Origin of the sequence: Sinorhizobium sp. NFACC03 (assembly GCF_900103435.1) — a bacterium.
Lineage (GTDB): Bacteria > Pseudomonadota > Alphaproteobacteria > Rhizobiales > Rhizobiaceae > Ensifer.
The window spans coordinates 14,777-36,389 of record NZ_FMXF01000047.1; the positions used below are offsets into that span (position 1 = coordinate 14,777).

Consider the following 21,613-nt stretch of genomic DNA (forward strand, 5'->3'; position numbering starts at 1 on the left):
TTCTTTCCTCTGCGATCAGGAGTGCGTTTCCCATGACCTTGTCCAACCTTCCGCCGCTGGTGACGATTTTCGGCGGATCCGGGTTCGTCGGCCGTCATGTCGTGCGCGCACTCGCCAAGCGCGGCTACCGCATTCGCGTTGCCGTTCGCCGGCCCGACCTTGCCGGCCACCTGCAGCCGCTCGGCAATGTCGGCCAGATCTCCTTTGTCCAGGCGAACCTGCGCTACCGGAAATCCGTCGATCGCGCCGTCGAAGGCTCCGACCACGTCATCAACTGCGTCGGCGTGCTGTTTGAAAAAGGCCGCAACACGTTTGACGCCGTCCAGGATTTCGGCGCGCGCGCGGTGGCAGAAGCGGCACGTAGCGTCGGCGCCACGCTGACGCACATTTCGGCGATCGGCGCGGACGCTTCCTCGCCGTCGCAATACGCCCGCAGCAAGGGCCGCGCCGAGGCGGCGATCCTGGAAACGAAGCCTGACGCGATCATCCTGCGTCCGTCGATCGTCTTCGGTCCCGAGGACGGCTTCTTCAACAAGTTCGCCAACATGGCCCGCTTCTCGCCGGTCCTGCCGCTGATCGGCGGCGGCCACACCAAGTTCCAGCCCGTCTACGTGACCGATGTCGCCGAGGCCGTGGCGCGCGCCGTCGACGGCAAGATCACCAAGGGCAAGATCTACGAACTCGGCGGCCCGGATGTCTTAAGCTTTCGCGACTGTCTCGAGATCATGCTGAACACGATCGACCGCAAGCGCACGCTCGTCTCGCTGCCCTTCGGCGTCGCATCCTTCATCGGCAGCATCGCGTCGATGGTCCCCTTCATCACGCCGCCGCTCACCCCCGACCAGGTGGTGTTGCTGAAATCCGACAATGTCGTCTCGGCAAAGGCGGTTTCCGAGGGACGTACGTTCGCCGGCATTGGCATCGATCCGACCATGTTGGAGTCGATCCTGCCGACCTATCTGGTGCGCTATCGCCCGCAGGGCCAGTACACGCGCAGCGGCCGCGGCGCCTGATCGCCGCAAAGCCCATCTTATTTTGAACGGCCGCCGGTACCCACGGGCGGCCGTTTGCTGTGGTATCCAGGCAACAGCGTTGCAGTTCTGCCGCAGTTAAGAAAGCGAATGGCATTTACCGCAAATTCAACATGTCCTGATATTGATCATGTCATATCCAGAGACTAAACACCGCCTCGCGCCCCGATCGCAAGGCATGACGGCGGGCGGCAGCAGCAATCTCGAAAGGCATAGCGTCCATGGGCAAGTCGATCGCAATCTTTTTTGCGTCTGCGGCACTGATCATTCTGGCTGGCTCATTCATCGCGCCGAACACGGTCGCGAGCAGCGGCAAGGGTTGCGCGCCGGCCTATGGCGTCGATCCGTGCACGACGGCATCGATCGATCTTTCCGGCAACTAAGGCCGGCGCCCTTTAGATCAGGCAATTCCGGACGGAAAGCGGCTTCGCGCTTTTCCTGGAATTGCTTTGGAAGGGCATAGTTAGAGTTATTGGCGGGGGCCAGTGGCCGCGTGCGTTTCACCTTGAGACGCACGCGGCTTTGTTTTTGAGGCCTTATCCGAGTTCGAAGAAGACTGAGGTCAAAGAAAAAGGCGCGTCCAGAACGCGCCTTTTTCATTTGAGATCGTTGATCCCGAGATCAGCCGAGCAACCAGAGGCCGATCAGGCCGGCCGTGCCGACGACGATGCGCCAGATGGCGAAGGGCGTGAAACCGCGCCGCGAGACGAAATCGAGCAACGAACGCACGACGAAGATGCCGGCGACGAACGCCGCGATGAAGCCGACGGCGATCAGGGTGAAATCGTCGAAGGAGAGCGCGTCGCGGTTCTTATAGAGGTCCAGCGTGAAGGCGCCGAGCATGGTCGGCATCGCCAGGAAGAACGAGAACTCCGCGGCCGAGCGCTTGTCGGTCCCCATCAGCAGGGCGCCGGCGATCGTGGCACCGGAACGCGAGGTGCCGGGGATCATCGCCAGGCACTGGAACAGGCCGATCTTCAGCGCCAGCGACGGCGGATAGTCCATGACGTCAGTGTAGCGCGGCTTCAGCGGCAGGTGGTCGATCGCGTAGAGGATGAAGCCGCCGACGATCAGCACGACACAGATGAGCATCGGCGTTTCGAACAGCACCGTCTTGATGAAATCATGGGCGATTGCGCCGATGACGGCCGCCGGCAGGAAGGCGATCAAAACGGACAGGACGAAGCGGCGCGCCTTGATGCTCGTCGGCAGCGCCAGCGCGATCGACAGAAGCTTCTGGAAATAGACGAGCAGGATGGCCAGAATGGCGCCGAGCTGGATGAGGACGGCGAAGGTGTTGCCCGGCGACCTGAAGCCGAGGAAGTGGCCGGCAAGGAGGACGTGCGCCGTCGACGAAACAGGGATAAACTCCGTCAAGCCCTCGATGAGTCCGAGGACAAGCGCGCTGATGATCGATTGATCCGCCATATATGAGATTTTCCTGACAAGTTTTGGAGTGGGAGGAAAAGGCTGATTCGCTTGTGTTTGCCACCACAAATTTCTATAGCTCTATCACAGGAGCCGTGGCCAGACGCTTGCGCCGCCACGCTGACGCCCCCAGCAAAAAGACTCTGAGAAGCCAGATCATCGATGCCGACACTGTATCATCACCCCATGTCCTCCGCTTCACGGTTCGTTCGCCTTATCCTCTCGGAATATGGCTATCAGACGGAATTGTCCGAGGAACAGCCCTGGGAGAACCGGCGCGACTTCCTGGCCTTGAACCCGGCCGGGACGCTACCGGTCTATGTTGACGACAGTATGAGAGCGCTCTGTGGCGCCACGATCATCTCGGAATATCTCGACGAAACGAACGGAATCATGAAGCGGGATCGCCGGCTTCTGGCCGAGGACCCGTTCCAGCGGGCGGAAATCCGCCGCCTGGTCGAGTGGTTCCTGCACAAGATGGAAGCGGACGTGACGCGGCCGCTGGTGCGCGAGCGGATCTTCAAGCTGCAAATGACACCGGACCAGGGCGGCGGCGCGCCCGACAGCAAGGTCCTGCGCACCTCGCGCGCCAATATCCGCCAGCATATGAAGTATCTCTCCTGGCTCGCCGGTTCGCGCACCTGGCTTGCCGGCGACCGCATCTCCTATGCGGATCTCGCCGCGGCCGCGACGGTGTCCGTGCTCGACTATCTCGGCGAGATCGACTGGTCGGATGCCCCGACCGCCAAGGAGTGGTACCAGCGGCTGAAGTCCCGCCCCTCCTTCCGCCCGCTGCTTGCCGAGCGTGTGCGCGGCGTGACTCCGGTTCCGCACTATGCGGACCTCGACTTCTGAGGATGAATCCGTGCCCGGCATCGCTGCCAAGGCTGACAATGGGGATCGACGGCGGCTGAAGCTGAGCGAATTCCTGAAAGCCGAGGCGGCAGACAAGGGCTTCGATCTCTGTCGCATCACCCGCCCGGACGCCATTCCCGAGGCGCCGGCTCGGCTCCAGGACTTCCTCGACGACGGCTTCCACGGCACGATGGACTGGCTGGCCGAGACTGCCGAGCGACGCTCCGATCCGCGCACGCTCTGGAGCGACGTGCGCTCGGTGGTGATGTTCGCGATGAATTACGGGCCGGAAGACGATCCGCGCGGGATTCTCGAAAAGACCGATCGCGGCGCGATCTCGGTCTATGCCCAGAACCGCGACTATCATGACATCATCAAGGGCAAGCTCAAGGAAGTCGCGACCCGCTTCGCCGCGCGCGCCGGCGAGGACGTCAAGGTCTTTGTCGACACCGCCCCGGTGATGGAGAAACCACTCTCGGAGAAGGCCGGCCTCGGCTGGCAGGGCAAGCACACCAATCTTGTCAGTCGCGAATTCGGCTCCTGGCTGTTTCTCGGCAGCCTGTTCACCACGGCGGACCTCGTCATCGACGAGCCGGAGCGCGACCATTGCGGCTCCTGCCGCGCCTGCCTCGATACCTGCCCGACCGGCGCTTTTCCTGCGCCCTATCAGATCGACGCGCGGCGCTGCATTTCCTACCTGACCATCGAGCACAAGGGTCCAATCGACCCGGAGCTGCGCCCGTTGATGGGCAACCGCATCTATGGCTGCGACGACTGTCTCGCCGCCTGCCCCTGGAACAAGTTCGCGCAGGCAGCCTCCGAAATGAAGCTGAAGGCGCGCGAGGACCTGAAGGCGCCATCGCTGGAAGCTTTGCTCGGCCTCGACGACCCGGCCTTCCGCAGCCTGTTCTCGGGCTCGCCGGTCAAGCGCATCGGCCGCGACCGTTTCGTGCGCAACGTGCTGATCGCCGCCGGAAACTCCGGCGACCAGGCGCTCGTGCCTGCGGTCAGGGCGCGCATCGGCGATACCTCGCCCGTGGTGCGGGCGATGGCGGTCTGGGCGCTGTCACGATTGGTCGCGCCGGCGGCGCTTGCGGAATTTGCCGAACAATGCGAGCCAGAGACCGACGAAGACGTCCTCAACGAATGGCAAATGGCGGGAGTGAGCCGATGCAAGTCCTGATCCTTGGCGCCGGTTACTCCGGTATGGCAATCGCGCGGACCATGGCCCCGACCGCGACAAGCGTTGTCGGCACCACCCGCACCGAGGAGAAGGCAACGAAGCTTGAAAAGGCCGGCATCCGCCCGATCCTCTTCGACGGCGAAACGGTCTCCGGCGAACTCGCTGCTGCGCTTGGCCAGGCGACGCACCTGATCCAGTCGATCGCGCCCGGCCGCGACGGCGATCCAATGTTTCGCCCTTCCAGCCCGGATCTCGCGCAACTGGCGCCGAACCTCAAGTGGATCGGTTATCTCTCGACCGTCGGCGTCTATGGCGACCACGGCGGCGAATGGGTCACCGAGGACATGCTGCGCAAACCGGTCTCGGCCCGCTCGGTCGAGCGGGTGGAGGCGGAGGATGCCTGGATCGCCTTCGGCGCGAAGCAGAGCATTCCGGTTGCCGTGTTGAGGCTTGCCGGCATCTACGGCCCCGGACGCAACGCCTTCTGCAATCTCGCAAACGGCACGGCCCGGCGCCTGATCAAGCCTGGGCAGGTGTTCAACCGCATCCGGGTCGAAGATATCGGCGCGGCCACCCTGTTCCTCGCCAACAACGGCACGAGCGGCGTCTTCAACATCACCGACAACGAGCCGGCGCCACCACAGGACGTGGTGCTTGAGGCCGCGCGGCTGATGGGCGTCGAACCGCCGCCGGAAATTCCCTTCGAGCAGGCGGAGCTGTCACCGATGGCCCGCTCCTTCTATGGCGAGAACAAGCGGGTATCGAACGCCCGCATGCGCGCCACCGGTTTCGAGTTCGCGTATCCGGATTATCGCGTTTCGCTTGCGCAGCTCTGGCAATCCGGCACATGGCGCAACGCCTGAAACGCAACTCGGCGCTCAATCAATAACATAACCCGAAATGCTTATAGAAAGCCGATAGTCAGTCCATCAGTAATGGCGGCGGCAGCGCCGCCAGAATTGTGACTTTCTCTGGATATTCATTCGATACTTGACGAATTGAATACAACCTGTGCGCTAGTAACGAGTTTTCGACCATCCGGATTCCGGAAATTTCGTCCAATTCGAAATTTTTAATGAAATTTTTCGTTTACCACTGAGTTGCGCCTGCGTGCGGAAGGCTGTGAGCGTTCAACCGCTGATTCCAAAGAACTTCCTGGCTCCATTTAAACTATTTCAAACAATCTTCGTTTTTGAATTTTCGTCATTTTTTAATAAATCCTAATAGATCGTAAATGGTTGAAGCACGTTTTCGCCATTTTTCGCCCCAATTAGCGGTTCCCAGAAGATTTTTATTCAACCATTTGACCGAGGGGATCGCCAGTTGACGCCAGCGAAGATCAAGGCTGCTGCCGCTGCAGCGCTGTTCACGACCGCTATCGGTCTCGTTTCCGTTTCCGATAGCCATGCAGCCGGCGCCGGCTGCGGCGGCGCGTCCTGGTACGCGCTGAGCTCCAAGACCGCCTCCGGCGAGCGCATGAATGCCGCCCGCCTGACCGCCGCCCACCGCAGCCTGAAGTTCGGGACCAAGGTTCAGGTCACCAACAAGCGCAACGGCAAGAGCGTGATCGTTCGGATCAACGACCGTGGGCCGTTCATTCGTGGCCGCGTGATCGATCTTTCCAAGGCCGCGGCCTCGCAGATCGGCATGATCCGCTCCGGCCACGCCAGCATCTGTTATCGCGTCATCAATTCCTGATTTTTGAAATACTGCCATCCGACCGATCGTCGGGTGGGTTTACTTGAGAAAGACCGTTCTCGGCGGTTAATCTTCTCCGCCGTCTTGCTCTTCGATGCCATCGCCGTTACCACGGCGAAAAAGGAGTTGATCGAAGATGCGTTTGGGCGGCAGACTCGCTGGAGCCATTGAGGTTCTTGAGGATATCGAAAAGCGGAAGCGCCCGGTCGCCGACGCGCTCAAGGATTGGGGCCTCTCCCATCGCTTCGCCGGATCCGGCGATCGCTCGGCGATCGGCAACATCGTCTACGACGCCCTTCGCATGAAACTCTCGCACGCCTTCCTGATGGACAGCGACAGCGCGTCGGCGCTCGGCCATGCCGTGATGTACCGGCAATGGGGCTTCACCCCGGAAGCGCTCGCTGCCGAACTCGACGGCGACAAATTTGCGCCTGAGATGCCGTCAGCCGAGATGGCGCAAGCCTTCGCCACGCGCCGCCTCGAAGACGCCGCAGCCCACATCCAGGGCGACATTCCCGAATGGGTCCAGGCCTCCTTCGAGGAAAACTTCTCCGACGATTGGCTCGATGAAGCGAAGGCCCTCGCCGGCCGGCCGACGCTCGACCTGCGTGCCAATACGCTGAAGGCCTCGCGCGCCAAGGTGCTGAAGGCGCTGGAGCGCAGCGGCGCCGAACCGGCGACGATCGCCCGCAACGGCATTCGCATTCCGGCCGGCGAAGGCGCCTCGCGCCTGCCGAACGTGACGGCGGAGCTTTCCTTTCAGAAGGGCTGGTTCGAAGTCCAGGACGAAGGCTCGCAGATCGTTGCCGATCTCGCCTTTCCGCAGGAAGGCGAACAGGTGCTCGACTATTGCGCCGGCGGTGGCGGCAAGACGCTCGCCATGTCGGCGGCGATGAACAACAAGGGCCAGGTGCACGCCTACGACACCGACCGCAAACGCCTCGCGCCGATCATCGAACGGCTGAAGCGCGCCGGCACCCGCAATGTCCAGGTGCATGAATCCACCGACAGCCTCGCGCCGCTCGCCGGCCGCTTCGACCGGGTGCTGGTCGATGCGCCCTGCACCGGCACCGGCACCTGGCGCCGCCGGCCCGACACGAAATGGCGCCTCAACCAGAAGAATCTTGAAGAGCGCATCTCCCAGCAGGAGGAAGCGCTGGCGAGCGCTGCCCAGTTCGTCCGCCCGGGCGGCCACCTCATCTATGTCACCTGCTCGGTACTGCCTGAGGAAAACGAGGCCCAGGTCTACGGCTTCTGCGAAGACAACCCGGAATTCGAGATCCTGTCGGCAGCCGACATCTGGGCGACGCTCTTTGGAACCGACAAGCCGCAACCCTGGTCGGCCGACATGAAGACGGTGACGCTGACGCCCGCCTCGACCGGCACGGACGGCTTCTTCTTCTGCCTGATGCAACGCAAGGGCTGATGCCCTTCGCATGCCGCCGAGGACCCGGCATCAGATTGAAAACGTTCTAAACTATACACTTTGACACAAGTTTGCTTTTGGTTCATGAGAGGCAGGCCCGGCCGGGGCCTTTTCTCATGGCCCGACGCCTGAACGATGCCGCGTTTGCGGGCTCGATCGGCTGCGCCGAAGGAAGCAACAGGAGAGGGTCATGACCAAGAAATTCATCCGCGGCGCCGCGCTGGCGTTCATGACGGCAACATCGGCGCTGGCCCTGCAGCCGGCCCACGCCGCAACCGATGCCGCCGCCGTGGTGAAGCACTACACCGCCGTCGCCCATGCCAAGTTCGAAGATGCGCTGACGACGGCCGAGGCACTCGACAAGGCGGTCGACGCGCTGATCGCGACGCCGAGCGAAGAAACGCTGAAGGCCGCGCGCGACGCCTGGCGGAAGGCCCGCAACCCCTACCAGGAAACCGAAGTCTACCGCTTCGGCAACGCGATCGTCGACGAGTGGGAAGGCAAGGTCAACGCCTGGCCGCTGGACGAAGGCCTGATCGACTATGTCGACCCGAGCTACGGCAGCGAAAGCGACGAGAACGCGCTGTTCACCGCCAACGTCATCGCCAACAAGACGATCAAGATCGACGGCAAGGACGTCGATGCCAGCAACATCACGCCGGAATTCCTGGCGGGCACGCTGCAGGAAGCCGGCGGCATCGAGGCGAACGTCGCCACCGGCTACCACGCGATCGAATTCCTGCTCTGGGGCCAGGACCTGAACGGCACCAAGGCTGGCGCCGGAAACCGCCCCTATACCGACTACGACACCAAGGCCTGCACCGGTGGCAATTGCGACCGCCGCGCCGCCTATCTGAAGGCCGCGACCGAGCTCCTGGTTTCCGACCTCAAGGAAATGGTCGCCAACTGGACACCGGACGGTGCCGCAACCAAGGCCGTCGAGGCCGATCCGAAGGCTGGTCTCGTCGCCATCCTCACCGGCATGGGTTCACTCTCCTATGGCGAACTTGCCGGCGAGCGCATGAAGCTCGGCCTGCTGCTGCACGATCCGGAAGAAGAGCATGATTGCTTCTCCGACGACACGCACAACTCGCATCTGCACGACGCGATCGGCATCCAGTCGGCCTATAGGGGCGAGTACACACGCGTCGACGGCACCAAGATGACCGGCCCGTCGCTTTCGGAACTCGTTGCCGCCAAGGACGCAGCGCTCGACAAGGAAATGACCGGCAACCTTTCGACTACAGTCGAGAAGATGCAGGCGATGGCCAAGCGCGCGGAGACCACCGAGGCCTACGACCAGATGATCGGCGAAGGCAATGCCGAGGGCAACGCCACCGTGCAGGCGGCGATCGACGGCCTGATCGCCCAGGCAAAGACCGTTCAGCGCGTCATTGCGTCGCTGGATCTCGGCACGATCGAGCTTGAAGGTTCCGACAGCCTGGACAATCCTAACGCTGTCTTCCAATAAGCTGAAAAGGCGGGCCGCCCGGAACCGGTGCGGCCCGATCCTCTCCCTATGAAAACTGGCGCATCTCGCCTTTTCGCGCTTCTTTTTGCGCAGGCGCTCTTTCTCGCCTTGCCCGCCGCCGCGGGCGACGATCTTCCGACCAAACGTACCGACCTGAGCAACACCGACCGCGATCGCGTCGCAACGGTGACGCGACCGACTGCCGATTTTTCCAAGGCCGAAACCTTCGAGGCCATGTCCGGCGGCGCTGCGACCTCGATCGCCCCCGTCAATGCCGACAGCTTCTCGCAGTTCTCCGCCAATCTCACCTTCCAGGAAGAGGAAGGCTTCAAGCTCGGCAATGCCCTCTTCCGCAAGCTCTGGGTTTCCTCGCCCTCCTCGACCCAGGCCTCCGACGGCCTTGGCCCGCTCTACAACGCGCGCGCCTGCCAGAGCTGTCACCTGAAGGACGGGCGCGGCCGCCCGCCCGAAGGCGCCGTCGACACGACCTCGATGTTCTTCCGTCTGGCGCGCCCGCCGCGCGACGACAAAGAGCGCCGGTCGATCGAGGCGCATCAGGCCGTGAATTTCCCCGATCCGGTCTATGGCGCCCAGCTTCAGGATAGCGCCGTGCCCGGCCTCGCTGCCGAAGGCCATCTGAAGGTCAGTTACACCGAGCAACCCTTCACCTTCCCCGACGGCGAGACCGTTTCACTGCGCCGGCCGCGCTACTCGGTGACCGACCTTGCCTACGGACCGCTCGATCCGGCAACGACGCTCTCACCGCGCGTGGCCCAGCCGATGATCGGGCTCGGCCTCATCGAGGCGATCCAAGAGGCGGACATCCTCGCGCTTGCCGATCCTGACGACGCCGACGGCGACGGGATCAGCGGCCGCCCGGCGCTCAGACGTAACGCGAAGTCCGGCAGGCTGACCATCGGACGTTTCGGCTGGAAGGCGCAGAATGCCACCGTGCGGCAGCAGAGCGCCGATGCCTTTGCCACCGATATCGGCATCTCCTCCCCCGACGCCGACCGGCCGCATGGCGACTGCACAGCCGCCCAAGCGAAATGCCTCACCATGGCGACCGGTGTGCAGGAACGGCTTGGTCCGACCGAAGCGCCCGATCCGGTGCTTAACCTCGTGACCTTCTATTCGGAGAACCTCGCCGTGCCGGCGCGACGCAAGGCGAGCTTTGCCGAAACACTTCGTGGCAAGAAGGTCTTCTACGACCTCGGCTGCACGAGCTGCCACACGCCGAAATTCGTCACCCGCCGGGATGCAACAAACAAGGCGCAGTCCTTCCAGCTCATCTGGCCCTATTCCGATTTCCTGCTGCACGACATGGGCGAAGGTCTCGCGGACGGGCAGCAGGTGGGCGTCGCCACCGGTCGCGAGTGGCGCACGCCACCGCTTTGGGGCATCGGCTTGACGAAGACCGTCAGCGGGCACACTTTCCTGCTGCACGACGGACGCGCCCGCAATTTCACCGAAGCGATCCTCTGGCACGGCGGCGAAGGGCAGAAGGCCCGCGATGCTTTCGCCGCCCTTGCCGCAAGCGATCGCCGCGATCTCCTTGCCTTCCTGGAGTCACTCTGATGCTCTCTACGCATACGCTCACCCTCGCACTCTCCCTGGCGCTGACGACCGCATTGCCCACAATGGCTCAGGAGGGGAGCGCGCTCTCGCCGCGTGTCGTCAACGAGGCCGCCGTGCCCGCCGTCATGGCCAAGGCCGTCGACGACTTCATCATTCCCGGCTACCGCAACCTGTCGGAAAAGACCGCCGCTGCAAGGCAAGCGACCGCGAAGCTCTGCGAGGCGCCGTCGCAGCCGGCACTCAAGAACGCGCAGAGTGCTTTCTCCGACCTGGTCGGCGCCTGGTCGGCGATCGAGGTCGTGAGGCTTGGTCCGGCTCTCGAACAGAACCGCTTCGAACGCTTCCTCTTCTACCCCGATCGCAAGAGCACCGGGCTCAAGCAGGTGCAGGCGATCCTTTCGAAGGCGGACGAAAGCGCAACGGACGAAGCCAAGCTCAAGGGCAAGAGCGTCGCGGCGCAAGGGCTGGGCGCCCTCGAATATGTTCTCTATGGCACCGGCGCCGAGGCGCTTTCGGGCAAGGAGGGTGACTTCCGCTGCCGCTATGGCCTGGCGATCACTGGGAACCTCGACACGATCGCCAACGAGTTTCTGGCCGCCTGGCAGAAGCCTGACGGCATCCAGGCCGCCTGGAAACACCCGGGCCCCGACAATCCCGAATTCCGCGACAGCCGCGAAGCGGCCACCGAACTGCTCGGCATTCTCGTCCATGGCGTCGAGACGGTGAAGGACCAGCGGCTGAAGCCGTTCTACGAAGGCAAGGACGACAAGGGGCATCCGAAGCTTGCGATCTACTGGCGCTCCGGCAACACCATGGCCTCGATCGCCGGCAACGTGCGCGGGCTGAAGACCCTGTTCGATGTCGCCGACATGCAAAGCCTGTTGCCAGAAGACAGCCGCTCCCTGGCGGGTTCGGCCGACTTCGTCTTCAAGTCGGTGATCGGCATGGCCGGTAACATCGATGGACCGATCGACGCCGCGCTCACTGACGACGACAAGCGCGCCAAGCTCGCCTTCCTGTCGCTCAACACCAACGACCTCCTCAACCGCCTCAACAAGGATTTCGGAGGCGCGATCGGGCTTGGCGCCGGCTTCTCCTTCGCCGACGGTGACTAGAGCGGGACGAGGAAAAGTGTGCGCGGTTTTCCGCCCGCATCCCGCTCAAACTCAGAGTGTTGACAATCAAGGCTTTTAGGCGCAAAGCGCTTCCCGTGTCCGCTCTCGCGGGCACGTTTCACCACAAGGATCAACTCACAATGAACCCCGACAGTCGAAGTCGAGCCTTCACGCTCACGGCCGTCCGGTCCTGATTTGATCAGGGCTCCGTGGCGGTCGGATGACTCGCCCTATGGAGCCCAATATGCTGCGCATCTACAAAAGCCAGAACAGCCACCTCGTGCTCGTCGACATGCTTGACGGCATCGCATCGCCGACGCCAGCGATCTGGTTCGACCTCTTCAATCCGTCCGTCGAGGAAACGCGCCTCGTCGAGGGCCAGCTCGGCATCGAGATCCCGACCCGTGACGAGATGCAGGAAATCGAGCTCTCCGACCGCCTCTACCAGGAGAACGGTGCCGAGTTCATGACGATGACGGCGACCGCCAAGCTTGACAGCGATTATCCGGTCAAGGTGCCGGTGACCTTCATCCTCAAGGGCATGACGCTGGTCACGGTACGCCATGCCGATCCCAAGCCGTTCCAGACCTTTTCCAACCGCATCCAGAAGGCCAACGGCCAGATCTGCGAGAGCGGCGAACTGGTGATGCTCGGCCTGCTGGAAGCGATCATCGATCGCACGGCGGACGCGCTGGAGCGCGCCGGCAGCGAGGTCGACGCGATTTCGCGCGAAGTGTTCCGCAAGACGAATGCCAGCGCCACCAAGAAGACGCGCGACCTGCAGTCACTGATCGAGCAGATCGGCCAGAAGGGCGACCTCCTGACGGTCATCCGCGAAAGCCTCGTCAGCATCGGTCGGCTCGTTGCCTATCACGTGGCGCTCGAAGGCATGGGGCCTCGCAAGGCAGGAAAGGAAAGCCGGCAGCGGATCAAGCTGATCCAGCGGGATGCAACTTCGCTTGGCGACCACGCGCTGTTCCTGTCGAACAAGATCAACTTCCTGCTCGACGCGACGCTCGGCCTCATCAATCTCGAGCAGAACCAGATCATCAAGATCTTCTCGGTCGCCGCCGTCGTCTTCCTGCCGCCGACGCTGGTCGCCTCGATCTACGGCATGAACTTCGGCGTGATGCCGGAGCTGCAGTGGGAGTTCGGCTATCCTGCGGCACTGATGCTGATGGTGGCATCGGCGATCGTGCCCTATTTCTACTTCAAGCGCCGGGGCTGGCTCTGACCCCGCAACCTGCTATATCGCAGCCCTGAGCGGCACCTCCGTTCAGGGCTGCAGATTTCCACGACGAGCGAGGATGGCATGACAGTCGCCACGGGTCTGATCGACCGGCGCAGTTTCCTGAAAATGGCGGGCGCGGCCTGGGTAGCAAGCCTCGCACCCGACCGGGCTTTCGCCCTTGGCAGAGCCGATGCCGTCTTCGCCTCGGCATTCATGGCGCCGGATGGAAGCTATGGCGTTGCAACGCTGACGGAAGCCGGCGAGATCATCGAACGTACGACGCTTCCGGCGCGAGCGCATGGCATGGCCTATTCGCCCGTCAGCCATCGGGCGGTCGCCTTCGCCCGCCGGCCCGGCACCTATGCGATGATCCTTTCGACCGACGGCTCGGCGGAACCAGTGGTCATCGCTGCAGCAGAGGGCCGGCACTTTTACGGTCACGGCTGTTTCTCGGCGGATGGCAAGCTGCTCTATGCCACCGAGAACGACTTTGCCGGCAATCGCGGCATGGTCGGCATCTATGACGGCACCGACAACTTCACCCGCATCGGCGAATTCCCGACCTACGGCATCGGTGCGCACGACATGACGCTCGCTGCCGACGGACGCCTGCTCGCGATCGCCAATGGCGGCATCGAAACCCATCCCGATTTCGGCCGCACCAAGCTCAATCTCGACCATATGGAGCCGAGCCTGACGCTGGTGGACACGAAAACCGGTGCGCTCGTACAGAGGCACGGTCTGCCTGCTGAACTCAGTCGTCTTTCGACGCGGCACGTCGATATCGGCCCAAAGGGCGAGATCTGGTTTGCCTGCCAGTACGAAGGCGCGCGCAACGATCTGCCGCCGCTGGTCGGATCCTTCTCCAAGGGCGAAGACCTGAAATTCCTGTCGCTGCCCGAACGCACGACGGAAGCGCTGGCGAACTATGTCGGCGCGATCGCCGTCAACCGGCACGAAGGGCTTGTTGGCCTGACCTCGCCGAAGGGCAACGTGGCCGTGACGCTCGATGCCCGCACCGGCGCTGTTTTGAAGGAAGAGCGCGTCGTCGATGCAGCAGGGGTCGCCACCGCCGACCACGGTTTTGCCGTTTCGTCCTATGACGGCCACTTCAAGGAGTGCCAAAGCCGGGTCGCCTGGGATCAGCACATCGTTCGTTTGGCATAGGCCGGAGACATGCCTCAGGCCGAAAAGCGGCCCGCGCCGGAGAGCTTTGCCAAGTCGTCCCAGCGATAGGCCATCTGGTCGTGGTTTTCGCCGCCGAGGCTTACCTGGCCCTGGCCGACGGCAACCGCACCCAGATGCTCATAGAACGCCCTGTTCGGATTGCTGGAAAGCACCCAGGCAAACAGGGACTTGCCGCCCAGTTCCCGGCAATGGGCGGCAACGCTGCGCACCAGTGCCGAGCCGATGCCGGCGCCTTGGAATTCCTTGAGGATATAGAGCGCATAGAGCTCGCGATCGAAACGCGGCGGCATCGATCGGGCTTTTCCATAATTGGCAAAACCGATCACCTTGTTCGTGCTCATGTCGACCGCGACCAGATGAAAGACATCGGCGACGCGCATGCGCCTTGCGTGGCGCAGCGCCTGCTCTTCGACGCTCATCGCATCGAGGAAGGCGTCGGAAATCAGTCCGCGGAACGTCGATCGCCAGCTTTCGACGATGACGGAGGCGATCATCATGATGTCATCCGGACCGGCCGGCCGGATGTCGATGCGTCTGAAGCTCTTCATGGCACATGATATAGGTGGCAGATCACGGCTTCAAAACGGCAGCCCCCATGGAAAGCCAGAAAGTCTGTTTTATCTGTCGAGGCCATGAACAGAACGATCGTGTACGCAGTCCTATTCGCCACTGGTCTCGGTCTCGCGCCGCAATGCGATTGTGGCTGGCGCAGATGTTCCTCAACTTCCTCTGGTCGCCGCTGTTGTTCGGGATTGAGGACATCTCCTTGGCCCTGATCATCGCGCTATTGATTGCAGTCGCCGGTTTCGTCGTCGCAAGCCGGCGGCGGGATCGCGTTTCGGCCCTGCTGTTCCTGCCATATCTCGCCTGGGTTGCGTTTGCGACGACGCTCAACAGCTCGATTTTGCTCATGAATTGAACTTGTCGGACCTTCACGAGCGTGCCACTGTCCCGCAGGCATAATGATGCCACCCGACAAAAAAGGCCATGTGGACTGATGGACGACCGTGATCCCCCCGATTTCCGAAAGCGCATCCGTGAGAGTTTCGCGCGGCAGGCGGCAATGCGCACGGTCGGCGCCGAACTGACGCTCGTTGAACAGGGCACGGTCGAGATCGAACTGCCGTTCGACGACAAGCTGACGCAGCAGCATGGCTTCCTGCATGCGGGCGTGATCTCGGCGGCGCTGGATTCGGCCGGCACCTATGCCGCCTATTCGGTGATCGACCCGGATGCCTCGATCCTGACGATCGAGTTCAAGGTCAACCTGCTTTCGCCGGGGCGCGGCGAGCGTTTCCTGTTTCGCGGTGAAGTGACCAAACCCGGCTCGACGATCATCGTCTCCGACGGGCGCGGCTACGCGATCCGCGCCGATGGGCCGGCGAAGCTGATCGCCTCGATGACCGGGACGATGATGGTGGTACGCGGACGCCAGGGGATCGAAGGATGAGTTTTGCCGTCAAAACCGTTGCCGGACGCAGGGTTCTCTACGTCATGGCCGTGGATGCCGAATACGGGACGCACCTCAAGCAGCGGATCAAACCGCTGATGACCGGCGTCGGCCCGGTCGAGGCCGCCGTGGTGCTGACGCGAACGCTCGCGGAGCTCGCCGCGGAGCGAGCCCTGCCCGATCTGGTCGTTTCGCTCGGGTCCGCCGGTGCCGCCAGGCTGGAACAGACGGAGGTCTACCAGGCCGTTTCCGTCGGCTATCGCGACATGGATGCCTCGCCGCTCGGCTTCGAGAAGGGCGCAACGCCGTTTCTCGACCTGCCGGCCGTGGTGCCGCTGCCGCTCAGGATTCCCGGCGTGCCGGAGGCCCGGCTTTCGACCGGCGCCAACATCGTCTCGGGCGCGGCGTACGAGGCGATCGACGCCGACATGGTGGAGATGGAGACCTTTGCGGTCCTGCGCGCCTGCCAGTCCTTCGGGGTTCCGCTAATTGCGCTTCGCGGCATTTCCGACGGCAAGGCCGAGCTCAAGCACGTCAGCGACTGGACGGAATATTTGCACGTCATCGACGAGAAGCTTGCAGCCGTGATCGACCGGTTGGAGAATGCGATCTCAAGCGGCGCGATCCGGCTCTAAATGTGATCGTAAGTCAGAGCGGGATGCGGGCGGAAAACCGCACACACTTTTCCTGATCCCGCTCGGAAACCCCGGAATTGTCGGGGTGCAATTGAATCGTTGCGCTGATGACGGCCTTTCATTAAAGGCTCGCCATGATCAAGCTTGTTTGAAGGCCCCCAATGACCCAGACAGCCCATCCCGATACCGTCCTCATCGTCGATTTCGGCAGCCAGGTGACGCAGCTCATCGCCCGGCGCGTGCGCGAAACCGGTGTCTATTGCGAAATCGTGCCGTTCCAGTCGGCGGAGGAAGGCTTCCGCCAGCTGAAGCCGAAGGCCGTCATTCTCTCCGGCAGCCCCGCCTCGACGCTCGACATCGGCTCGCCGCGCGCAGCCTCGGTGATCTTCGATTCCGGCCTGCCGGTCTTCGGCATCTGCTATGGCCAGCAGACCATGTGCGCCCAGCTTGGCGGCAAGGTCGAGAGCGGACATCACCGCGAATTCGGCCGCGCCTTCCTGGAAGTCGAAAAGGACTGCCCGCTGTTTGAAGGCCTCTGGTCCGTCGGCTCGCGCCACCAGGTCTGGATGTCGCACGGCGACCGCGTCACCGCGATCCCCGAGGGCTTCGAGGTCGTGGCGACCTCGGCCAACGCCCCCTTCGCCTTCATCGCCGACGAGAAGCGCAAGTACTACGCCGTACAGTTCCACCCGGAAGTGGTGCACACGCCTGACGGCGCCAAGCTGATTTCCAACTTCGTGCACAAGATCGCCGGCATCAAGGGCGACTGGTCGATGTCGGCCTACCGCGCCAAGGCGGTGGACGCGATCCGCAAGCAGGTTGGCGACAAGAAGGTCATTTGCGCGCTTTCCGGTGGCGTCGACAGCTCGGTCGCCGCACTCCTGATCCACGAGGCCGTCGGCGACCAGCTGACCTGCATCCTCGTCGACCACGGCCTGATGCGCAAGGACGAGGCGAAGAACGTCGTTGCGATGTTCGAGGAGCACTACAACCTGCACCTCCTGCACGTCGATGCCTCGGACCGCTTCATCGGCGAACTCGAAGGCCAAAGCGACCCCGAGACCAAGCGCAAAATCATCGGCCGCCTGTTCATCGAAGTGTTCGAGGAAGAGGCGAAGAAGCTCGGTGGCGCCGACTTCCTCGCGCAAGGCACGCTCTATCCCGACGTCATCGAAAGCGTCTCCTTCACCGGCGGCCCGTCGGTGACGATCAAGTCGCACCACAATGTCGGCGGCCTGCCGGAGCGCATGAATATGCAGCTCGTCGAGCCGCTGCGCGAACTGTTCAAGGACGAAGTCCGCGTGCTCGGCCGCGAGCTCGGCCTGCCCGACAGCTTCATCGGCCGCCACCCCTTCCCGGGCCCGGGCCTTGCCATCCGCTGCCCGGGCGGCATCAGCCGCGAGAAGCTCGAGATCCTGCGCGAGGCTGATGCGATCTATCTCGACGAGATCCGCAAGGCCGGCCTCTACGACGCCATCTGGCAAGCGTTTGCCGTGCTTCTGCCGGTGCAGACCGTCGGTGTCATGGGCGACGGCCGCACCTATGAGTTCGTCTGTGCGCTGCGTGCCGTCACCTCGGTCGACGGCATGACGGCCGACTTCTACCACTACGACATGGAATTCCTCGGCCGCGCGGCAACGCGCATCATCAACGAGGTCCGCGGCATCAACCGTGTCGTCTACGACGTCACCTCGAAGCCGCCGGGCACGATCGAGTGGGAATAAGCAGTCATCTCGATGCCGTCAGACAAGCTCTATAACGATCCAAGCCTTGTAGAGTTCTACGACATCGAGAACGGCTGGACCGCTGATTCCGAATATCTGAAGACCATGGCCGCTAGCCGCACCTCGATCCTCGATCTGGGGTGCGGCACCGGCCTATTGGCTGCTGCTCTTGCTGTGAGTGGCAAACGGGTCGTCGGCGTCGATCCGGCGGCCGCGATGCTCGATGTCGCGAGGTCACGACCCGGCGGCGACCGGGTGCGTTGGGTCGAGGGCGACGGGCGGACCATCCGCCTCGACGAGACCTTCGATATGGTGCTGCTCAGCGGCCATGCCTTCCAGGTCTTCCTGACCAGGGAGGATCAGCTCGCCGCACTCAAGACCATCGCAGCGCATCTGGCTCCCGACGGGCGCTTCATTTTCGACAGCCGCAATCCGCTGGTCGAAGAATGGCGGGAGTGGACCGCGGCCGAATCCGAACGGGACATCGTTCATCCGGTCCTAGGCCAGGTTCTCGCCTGGAACGACGTGCAGCATGATCCGGCGACGGGTATCGTGGAATACGGAACTTTCTATCGGATCGCAGCCGACGGACGCACTTACGCGGCCCAGTCGAAAATCGCCTTCCCTTCCCATGAAGACCTCGTCGCGATGATGGACGAGGCCGGCCTCGTCGTCGAACAGTGGCTCGGCGGCTGGGACGGCAGTTCGTTCGAAACTTCCGCGCCCGAGATCATTCCGATCGGCCGGCTGAGATAGCCGCTTGCCCGGTGCCCGGAAAGCGATCGCGATGCGTCTGATCTATGGAAGCGCATCAAAAAAGAGATAGACGGCGGCGATCTTGCCATCCCGGGCGATGATGAAATCGGTCCCGGCATAGGCCGCTGTTTTGCCGGGACTGCCTGACACCCACCGGACCCGGCCGCCATTGCCTATTTCCTCAGCTGGGGCGATCGGCTGGTATTGAAAGTCGGGATGTGTGGCCTTGATCACGCCCGCGATCCGATCAATCTCGTCGCGGCCCCGGAAAATACCGCCATTGGGGTCATAGAACACGGCGTCTTCATGGAAGATCTCATCGATCACGGCACGCCGGCGCTCAGCGTCAATCTCACCGAACACGTCGTGGAGGTTGCGAAGCAACAAGGTCGAAACGGGGAAAGACATCACTTTTCTCCGGTTGGGGTCGGGCGATTGCCGGAAGCATGAGGACAGGGCACAGGTTCAGGTCTGGATAGCTCAGCCCGGTCGCAACATCCGCCGATCCGGCATCGGCTGACTAATGGGCGGCAACCGCCGCGCCTGTGCCCGGCTCGCCGGCCTGGTGCCGATTGTCGATGCTGAAAGCACCGGCGCCGAATGCAGCGATCTGAAGAAGCCCACCCGCCATCATGACGTTCTTGAGGAAATGGATCATCTGGTTCTGATCGGCGAAATTGCTATGAAGCGAGAAGGCCGTTGCGAGGGAGAACAGCGCGAGAGCAGCCGCCACGGGGCGGGTGCGATAGCCGGCAATGAGAAGCAGACCTCCACCAAACTCGACAAGCACTGCCACGGTGAAGGCCAGCGGTGGAAAAGGCAGCCCGACGGCACCGATCATACCGGTCGTGGCGCTGTAGGCGCCGAGTTTGCTGAAACCACTCATGGCGAAGGGAAGGCCGATCAGCAGCCGGCCGACAAAGGGAAGATAACGGGTCGCAGACATTGAACGTCTCCTTGACGTGGACTTCGCAATTCGTTGCGGACCAGGCCATGATGTTGCAACTCCGCTCTTTTCGAAATAGAAATGATTGAAAGTCATCATTGCAGAATTGTCGATGTCCAAGCTGCCCGATTTCGAAGCGCTGGCGATGTTTGCCAAGGTGGCGGAGGAGCGTTCCTTCGCTGCGGCGGCACGGACGATGGGGGTTTCGGTCGCAACCGTATCGCGCGCCGTCACCCGTCTCGAAGAGCGACTTGGCGGTCGTCTGCTCAACAGAACCTCGCGCCGACTTGCCCTGACCGACTACGGCCACATGCTGGCCGAACGAGCGTCCAGGATCTTCGCGGATGCCGAAGAGGCGGAGGACCTGGCGCGCGAGGCCGCCAGCCGTCCGCGAGGGCTGGTGAAGCTAGCGGCGCCGCTGTCCTTCGGCACGCGCTGGGTCGCTCCCCTTCTGCCGGAATTCTTTCGGCGCTACCCCGAGATTGCAGTCGACCTTCACTTGACCGATGCGCAGACGGACCTCATCGGCGATGGCTTCGACGCTGCGCTGCGCATCGCCGTGCTGGAGGATTCATCGCTCGTCGCGCGGCTGATCGCACCTGTCCAACGGTTCGTCGTCGCTTCGCCGGCTTACCTTGAAACAAATGGCCGCCCGCAGCACCCGCACGACCTTATCGCCCACCAGTGTCTGAGCTACGCCAACCGGGCGAAACGGGACGTCTGGCGCTTCACCCATCACGAGACCGGCGAGGAAGTGGCGGTTGCGCCCAGGGGGTTGCTGCGAGGGACGAGCGCGGAGGCCTTGCTGCCGACAGTACTCGAAGGGCTGGCGATGACCGAGCTCCCCGAGTTCATCGCCACCCAGTATTTTCCGGACGGACGGTTGGAACCTGTTCTCACCGACTGGCGTCTACCGGAAGGCGGACTGTACTTCGTGACGCCGACGGCCCGCGCGCGTCCCGCGAAGGTCTCTGCCCTCGCCGATTTCCTGATCGCCGGGCTGACGGACGCGCGTTGGAGCGCGAACGCGGTGATGGGCTGGAAGCGCCCGCCACCATCGAGAAGGCAGACATAGCCCGGCGCCGAACCGCGTCGCAATGCTGGCCCGCCTCTACGCCTTGGCTGCGTCCCGCATTCCGTTGCGCAACTTCTGGACCCTTTCGTTCAGATCGATCATCTCCGGTACGGTGAAACCCGAATGCTCCAGCAGGGAGGCCGTCAAGCATCCGGTCTTCACGTGGAGATCCCGGCCCTTGGCGGTGAGGTGAACCTCGACCAGGCGTTCGTCGACCATGCTGCGATGCCGGCCGACGAAACCGGCGGCCTCCAACCGCTTGACCGCCGGCGTAATGGTGCTGGATTCAAGGCTCAGCCGATCAGCGATCGCCGAGATCGTCAGGCCATCCTTTTCCCAAAGCGTACTCAGGACGAGATACTGCGTGTAGGTCACACCCAGCGCATCGAGCATCGGCTTGTAGACGCGGTTGATGGCGATCGAGGCGGAATAGATCGAAAAACAGAGCTGGCTGTCCAGCGGCAGGGTGGGTGCATCAGACATCGTAGTCTCCAATGAAAGAACACAAGGGGCAAAACGGCTTCAATTGGCTGCTTTTCCTTGGGTTCGGTTGGTTATTGACCGGCATTTCCGCCGATAGGCTAAATGTCTTCCTTCCGCGCGACAGGCATCTGCCGTTCGGTTCTTGAACCAATCTCCAATACGTGACCTGATGCTTTGGCTTCGGTCACAGAGTGGCGTTCGGCTCCCGGCTTCCCATTCTCCTTGAAGAGCGCAGCCCAGTCCTGCCGGGCTCGCTAGACTGCAATCAGGACAGCCGGGATATCGTCGACGCGCTTTCCATGGGGCTGGTGTCGCGCCGCTCGTAGGCGCGCTGGTCACG

At 62.8% G+C, this 21,613-nt stretch carries 23 protein-coding genes; 18 read left to right on the plus strand and 5 right to left on the minus strand.

The features are described from left to right. Nucleotides 1-32: 32 nt before the first annotated feature. Both BLU35_RS32370 and BLU35_RS32375 read left to right on the plus strand, forming a co-directional pair. Complete coding sequence (locus BLU35_RS32370) at nucleotides 33-1,013, plus strand: complex I NDUFA9 subunit family protein (protein WP_057247924.1); 981 nt, start codon at nucleotides 33-35, stop codon at nucleotides 1,011-1,013. Nucleotides 1,014-1,252: 239 nt separating this feature from the next. Next, nucleotides 1,253-1,414, plus strand: coding sequence for a hypothetical protein (locus tag BLU35_RS32375; protein WP_093236169.1), 162 nt, complete (start codon nucleotides 1,253-1,255; stop codon nucleotides 1,412-1,414). A 238-nt stretch (nucleotides 1,415-1,652) separates the two neighbouring features. Here the strand turns inward: BLU35_RS32375 and BLU35_RS32380 are convergent, their stop codons facing one another. Continuing rightward, on the minus strand, nucleotides 1,653-2,459 hold the full coding sequence (locus BLU35_RS32380; protein ID WP_057247923.1) for an undecaprenyl-diphosphate phosphatase: 807 nt from the start codon (nucleotides 2,457-2,459) through the stop codon (nucleotides 1,653-1,655). A gap of 162 nt (nucleotides 2,460-2,621) precedes the next feature. On the opposite strand from BLU35_RS32380, the gene BLU35_RS32385 reads away from it, so the two are divergent. The 10 genes from BLU35_RS32385 (at nucleotide 2,622) to BLU35_RS32430 (ending at nucleotide 14,183) form a co-directional block, all read left to right on the plus strand. Continuing rightward, the gene (locus BLU35_RS32385; protein WP_057247922.1) at nucleotides 2,622-3,314 is read left to right on the plus strand and encodes a glutathione S-transferase family protein; all 693 of its coding nucleotides are present in this window, start codon (nucleotides 2,622-2,624) and stop codon (nucleotides 3,312-3,314) included. Next, nucleotides 3,295-4,497 (plus strand): tRNA epoxyqueuosine(34) reductase QueG, encoded by a 1,203-nt coding sequence (queG, locus tag BLU35_RS32390; protein WP_176907533.1) that lies wholly within the window; start codon nucleotides 3,295-3,297, stop codon nucleotides 4,495-4,497. The genes BLU35_RS32385 and queG overlap by 20 nt, the downstream gene beginning before the upstream one ends. Then, nucleotides 4,485-5,360 (plus strand): SDR family oxidoreductase, encoded by an 876-nt coding sequence (locus tag BLU35_RS32395; RefSeq protein ID WP_057247920.1) that lies wholly within the window; start codon nucleotides 4,485-4,487, stop codon nucleotides 5,358-5,360. The genes queG and BLU35_RS32395 overlap by 13 nt, the downstream gene beginning before the upstream one ends. A 460-nt stretch (nucleotides 5,361-5,820) precedes the next feature. Continuing rightward, nucleotides 5,821-6,195, plus strand: coding sequence for a septal ring lytic transglycosylase RlpA family protein (locus BLU35_RS32400; RefSeq protein WP_057247919.1), 375 nt, complete (start codon nucleotides 5,821-5,823; stop codon nucleotides 6,193-6,195). A 136-nt stretch (nucleotides 6,196-6,331) separates the two neighbouring features. Continuing rightward, a complete protein-coding gene (locus BLU35_RS32405; protein ID WP_057247918.1) occupies nucleotides 6,332-7,621 on the plus strand; it encodes an RsmB/NOP family class I SAM-dependent RNA methyltransferase in 1,290 nt (429 codons plus the stop codon). Between the two features lie 190 nt (nucleotides 7,622-7,811). Continuing rightward, nucleotides 7,812-9,092, plus strand: coding sequence for an imelysin family protein (locus BLU35_RS32410; RefSeq protein ID WP_093236171.1), 1,281 nt, complete (start codon nucleotides 7,812-7,814; stop codon nucleotides 9,090-9,092). A gap of 48 nt (nucleotides 9,093-9,140) precedes the next feature. After that, the gene (locus tag BLU35_RS32415; RefSeq protein ID WP_093236172.1) at nucleotides 9,141-10,670 is read left to right on the plus strand and encodes a di-heme oxidoreductase family protein; all 1,530 of its coding nucleotides are present in this window, start codon (nucleotides 9,141-9,143) and stop codon (nucleotides 10,668-10,670) included. Continuing rightward, a complete protein-coding gene (locus BLU35_RS32420) occupies nucleotides 10,667-11,785 on the plus strand; it encodes an imelysin family protein (RefSeq protein WP_502688201.1) in 1,119 nt (372 codons plus the stop codon). The genes BLU35_RS32415 and BLU35_RS32420 overlap by 4 nt, the downstream gene beginning before the upstream one ends. A 244-nt stretch (nucleotides 11,786-12,029) precedes the next feature. After that, nucleotides 12,030-13,019: a magnesium transporter CorA family protein gene (locus tag BLU35_RS32425; protein ID WP_093236183.1), complete on the plus strand. Its 990-nt coding sequence runs from the start codon at nucleotides 12,030-12,032 to the stop codon at nucleotides 13,017-13,019. A 78-nt stretch (nucleotides 13,020-13,097) separates the two neighbouring features. Then, nucleotides 13,098-14,183: a DUF1513 domain-containing protein gene (locus BLU35_RS32430; protein ID WP_093236174.1), complete on the plus strand. Its 1,086-nt coding sequence runs from the start codon at nucleotides 13,098-13,100 to the stop codon at nucleotides 14,181-14,183. Between the two features lie 14 nt (nucleotides 14,184-14,197). On the opposite strand, the gene BLU35_RS32435 is transcribed toward BLU35_RS32430, so the two are convergent. Then, nucleotides 14,198-14,752, minus strand: a complete 555-nt coding sequence (locus BLU35_RS32435; RefSeq protein ID WP_093236175.1) for a GNAT family N-acetyltransferase — start codon at nucleotides 14,750-14,752, stop codon at nucleotides 14,198-14,200. 47 nt (nucleotides 14,753-14,799) lie between these two features. On the opposite strand from BLU35_RS32435, the gene BLU35_RS32440 reads away from it, so the two are divergent. The 5 genes from BLU35_RS32440 (at nucleotide 14,800) to BLU35_RS32460 (ending at nucleotide 18,769) form a co-directional block, all read left to right on the plus strand. Then, nucleotides 14,800-15,123, plus strand: coding sequence for a TspO/MBR family protein (locus BLU35_RS32440; protein ID WP_093236176.1), 324 nt, complete (start codon nucleotides 14,800-14,802; stop codon nucleotides 15,121-15,123). Between the two features lie 78 nt (nucleotides 15,124-15,201). After that, entirely contained in the window at nucleotides 15,202-15,654 is a 453-nt protein-coding gene (locus tag BLU35_RS32445) for a PaaI family thioesterase (RefSeq protein WP_057247911.1), read from the plus strand. Then, nucleotides 15,651-16,289: a 5'-methylthioadenosine/S-adenosylhomocysteine nucleosidase gene (locus BLU35_RS32450; RefSeq protein WP_058324585.1), complete on the plus strand. Its 639-nt coding sequence runs from the start codon at nucleotides 15,651-15,653 to the stop codon at nucleotides 16,287-16,289. The genes BLU35_RS32445 and BLU35_RS32450 overlap by 4 nt, the downstream gene beginning before the upstream one ends. A gap of 161 nt (nucleotides 16,290-16,450) precedes the next feature. Next, on the plus strand, nucleotides 16,451-18,013 hold the full coding sequence (gene guaA / locus BLU35_RS32455) for a glutamine-hydrolyzing GMP synthase (protein WP_093236177.1): 1,563 nt from the start codon (nucleotides 16,451-16,453) through the stop codon (nucleotides 18,011-18,013). Nucleotides 18,014-18,025: 12 nt separating this feature from the next. After that, nucleotides 18,026-18,769, plus strand: coding sequence for a class I SAM-dependent methyltransferase (locus BLU35_RS32460; RefSeq protein WP_093236178.1), 744 nt, complete (start codon nucleotides 18,026-18,028; stop codon nucleotides 18,767-18,769). A gap of 42 nt (nucleotides 18,770-18,811) precedes the next feature. On the opposite strand, the gene BLU35_RS32465 is transcribed toward BLU35_RS32460, so the two are convergent. Both BLU35_RS32465 and BLU35_RS32470 read right to left on the minus strand, forming a co-directional pair. Continuing rightward, a complete protein-coding gene (locus tag BLU35_RS32465; protein WP_093236179.1) occupies nucleotides 18,812-19,177 on the minus strand; it encodes a nuclear transport factor 2 family protein in 366 nt (121 codons plus the stop codon). Nucleotides 19,178-19,289: 112 nt separating this feature from the next. Continuing rightward, entirely contained in the window at nucleotides 19,290-19,715 is a 426-nt protein-coding gene (locus BLU35_RS32470) for a DoxX family protein (protein WP_093236180.1), read from the minus strand. Between the two features lie 112 nt (nucleotides 19,716-19,827). Between BLU35_RS32470 and BLU35_RS32475 the strand changes: the two genes are divergently transcribed. Beyond that, complete coding sequence (locus BLU35_RS32475; protein WP_093236184.1) at nucleotides 19,828-20,790, plus strand: LysR family transcriptional regulator; 963 nt, start codon at nucleotides 19,828-19,830, stop codon at nucleotides 20,788-20,790. Between the two features lie 36 nt (nucleotides 20,791-20,826). Here the strand turns inward: BLU35_RS32475 and BLU35_RS32480 are convergent, their stop codons facing one another. Continuing rightward, nucleotides 20,827-21,273: a MarR family winged helix-turn-helix transcriptional regulator gene (locus tag BLU35_RS32480; protein ID WP_057247904.1), complete on the minus strand. Its 447-nt coding sequence runs from the start codon at nucleotides 21,271-21,273 to the stop codon at nucleotides 20,827-20,829. Nucleotides 21,274-21,613 lie beyond the last annotated feature (340 nt).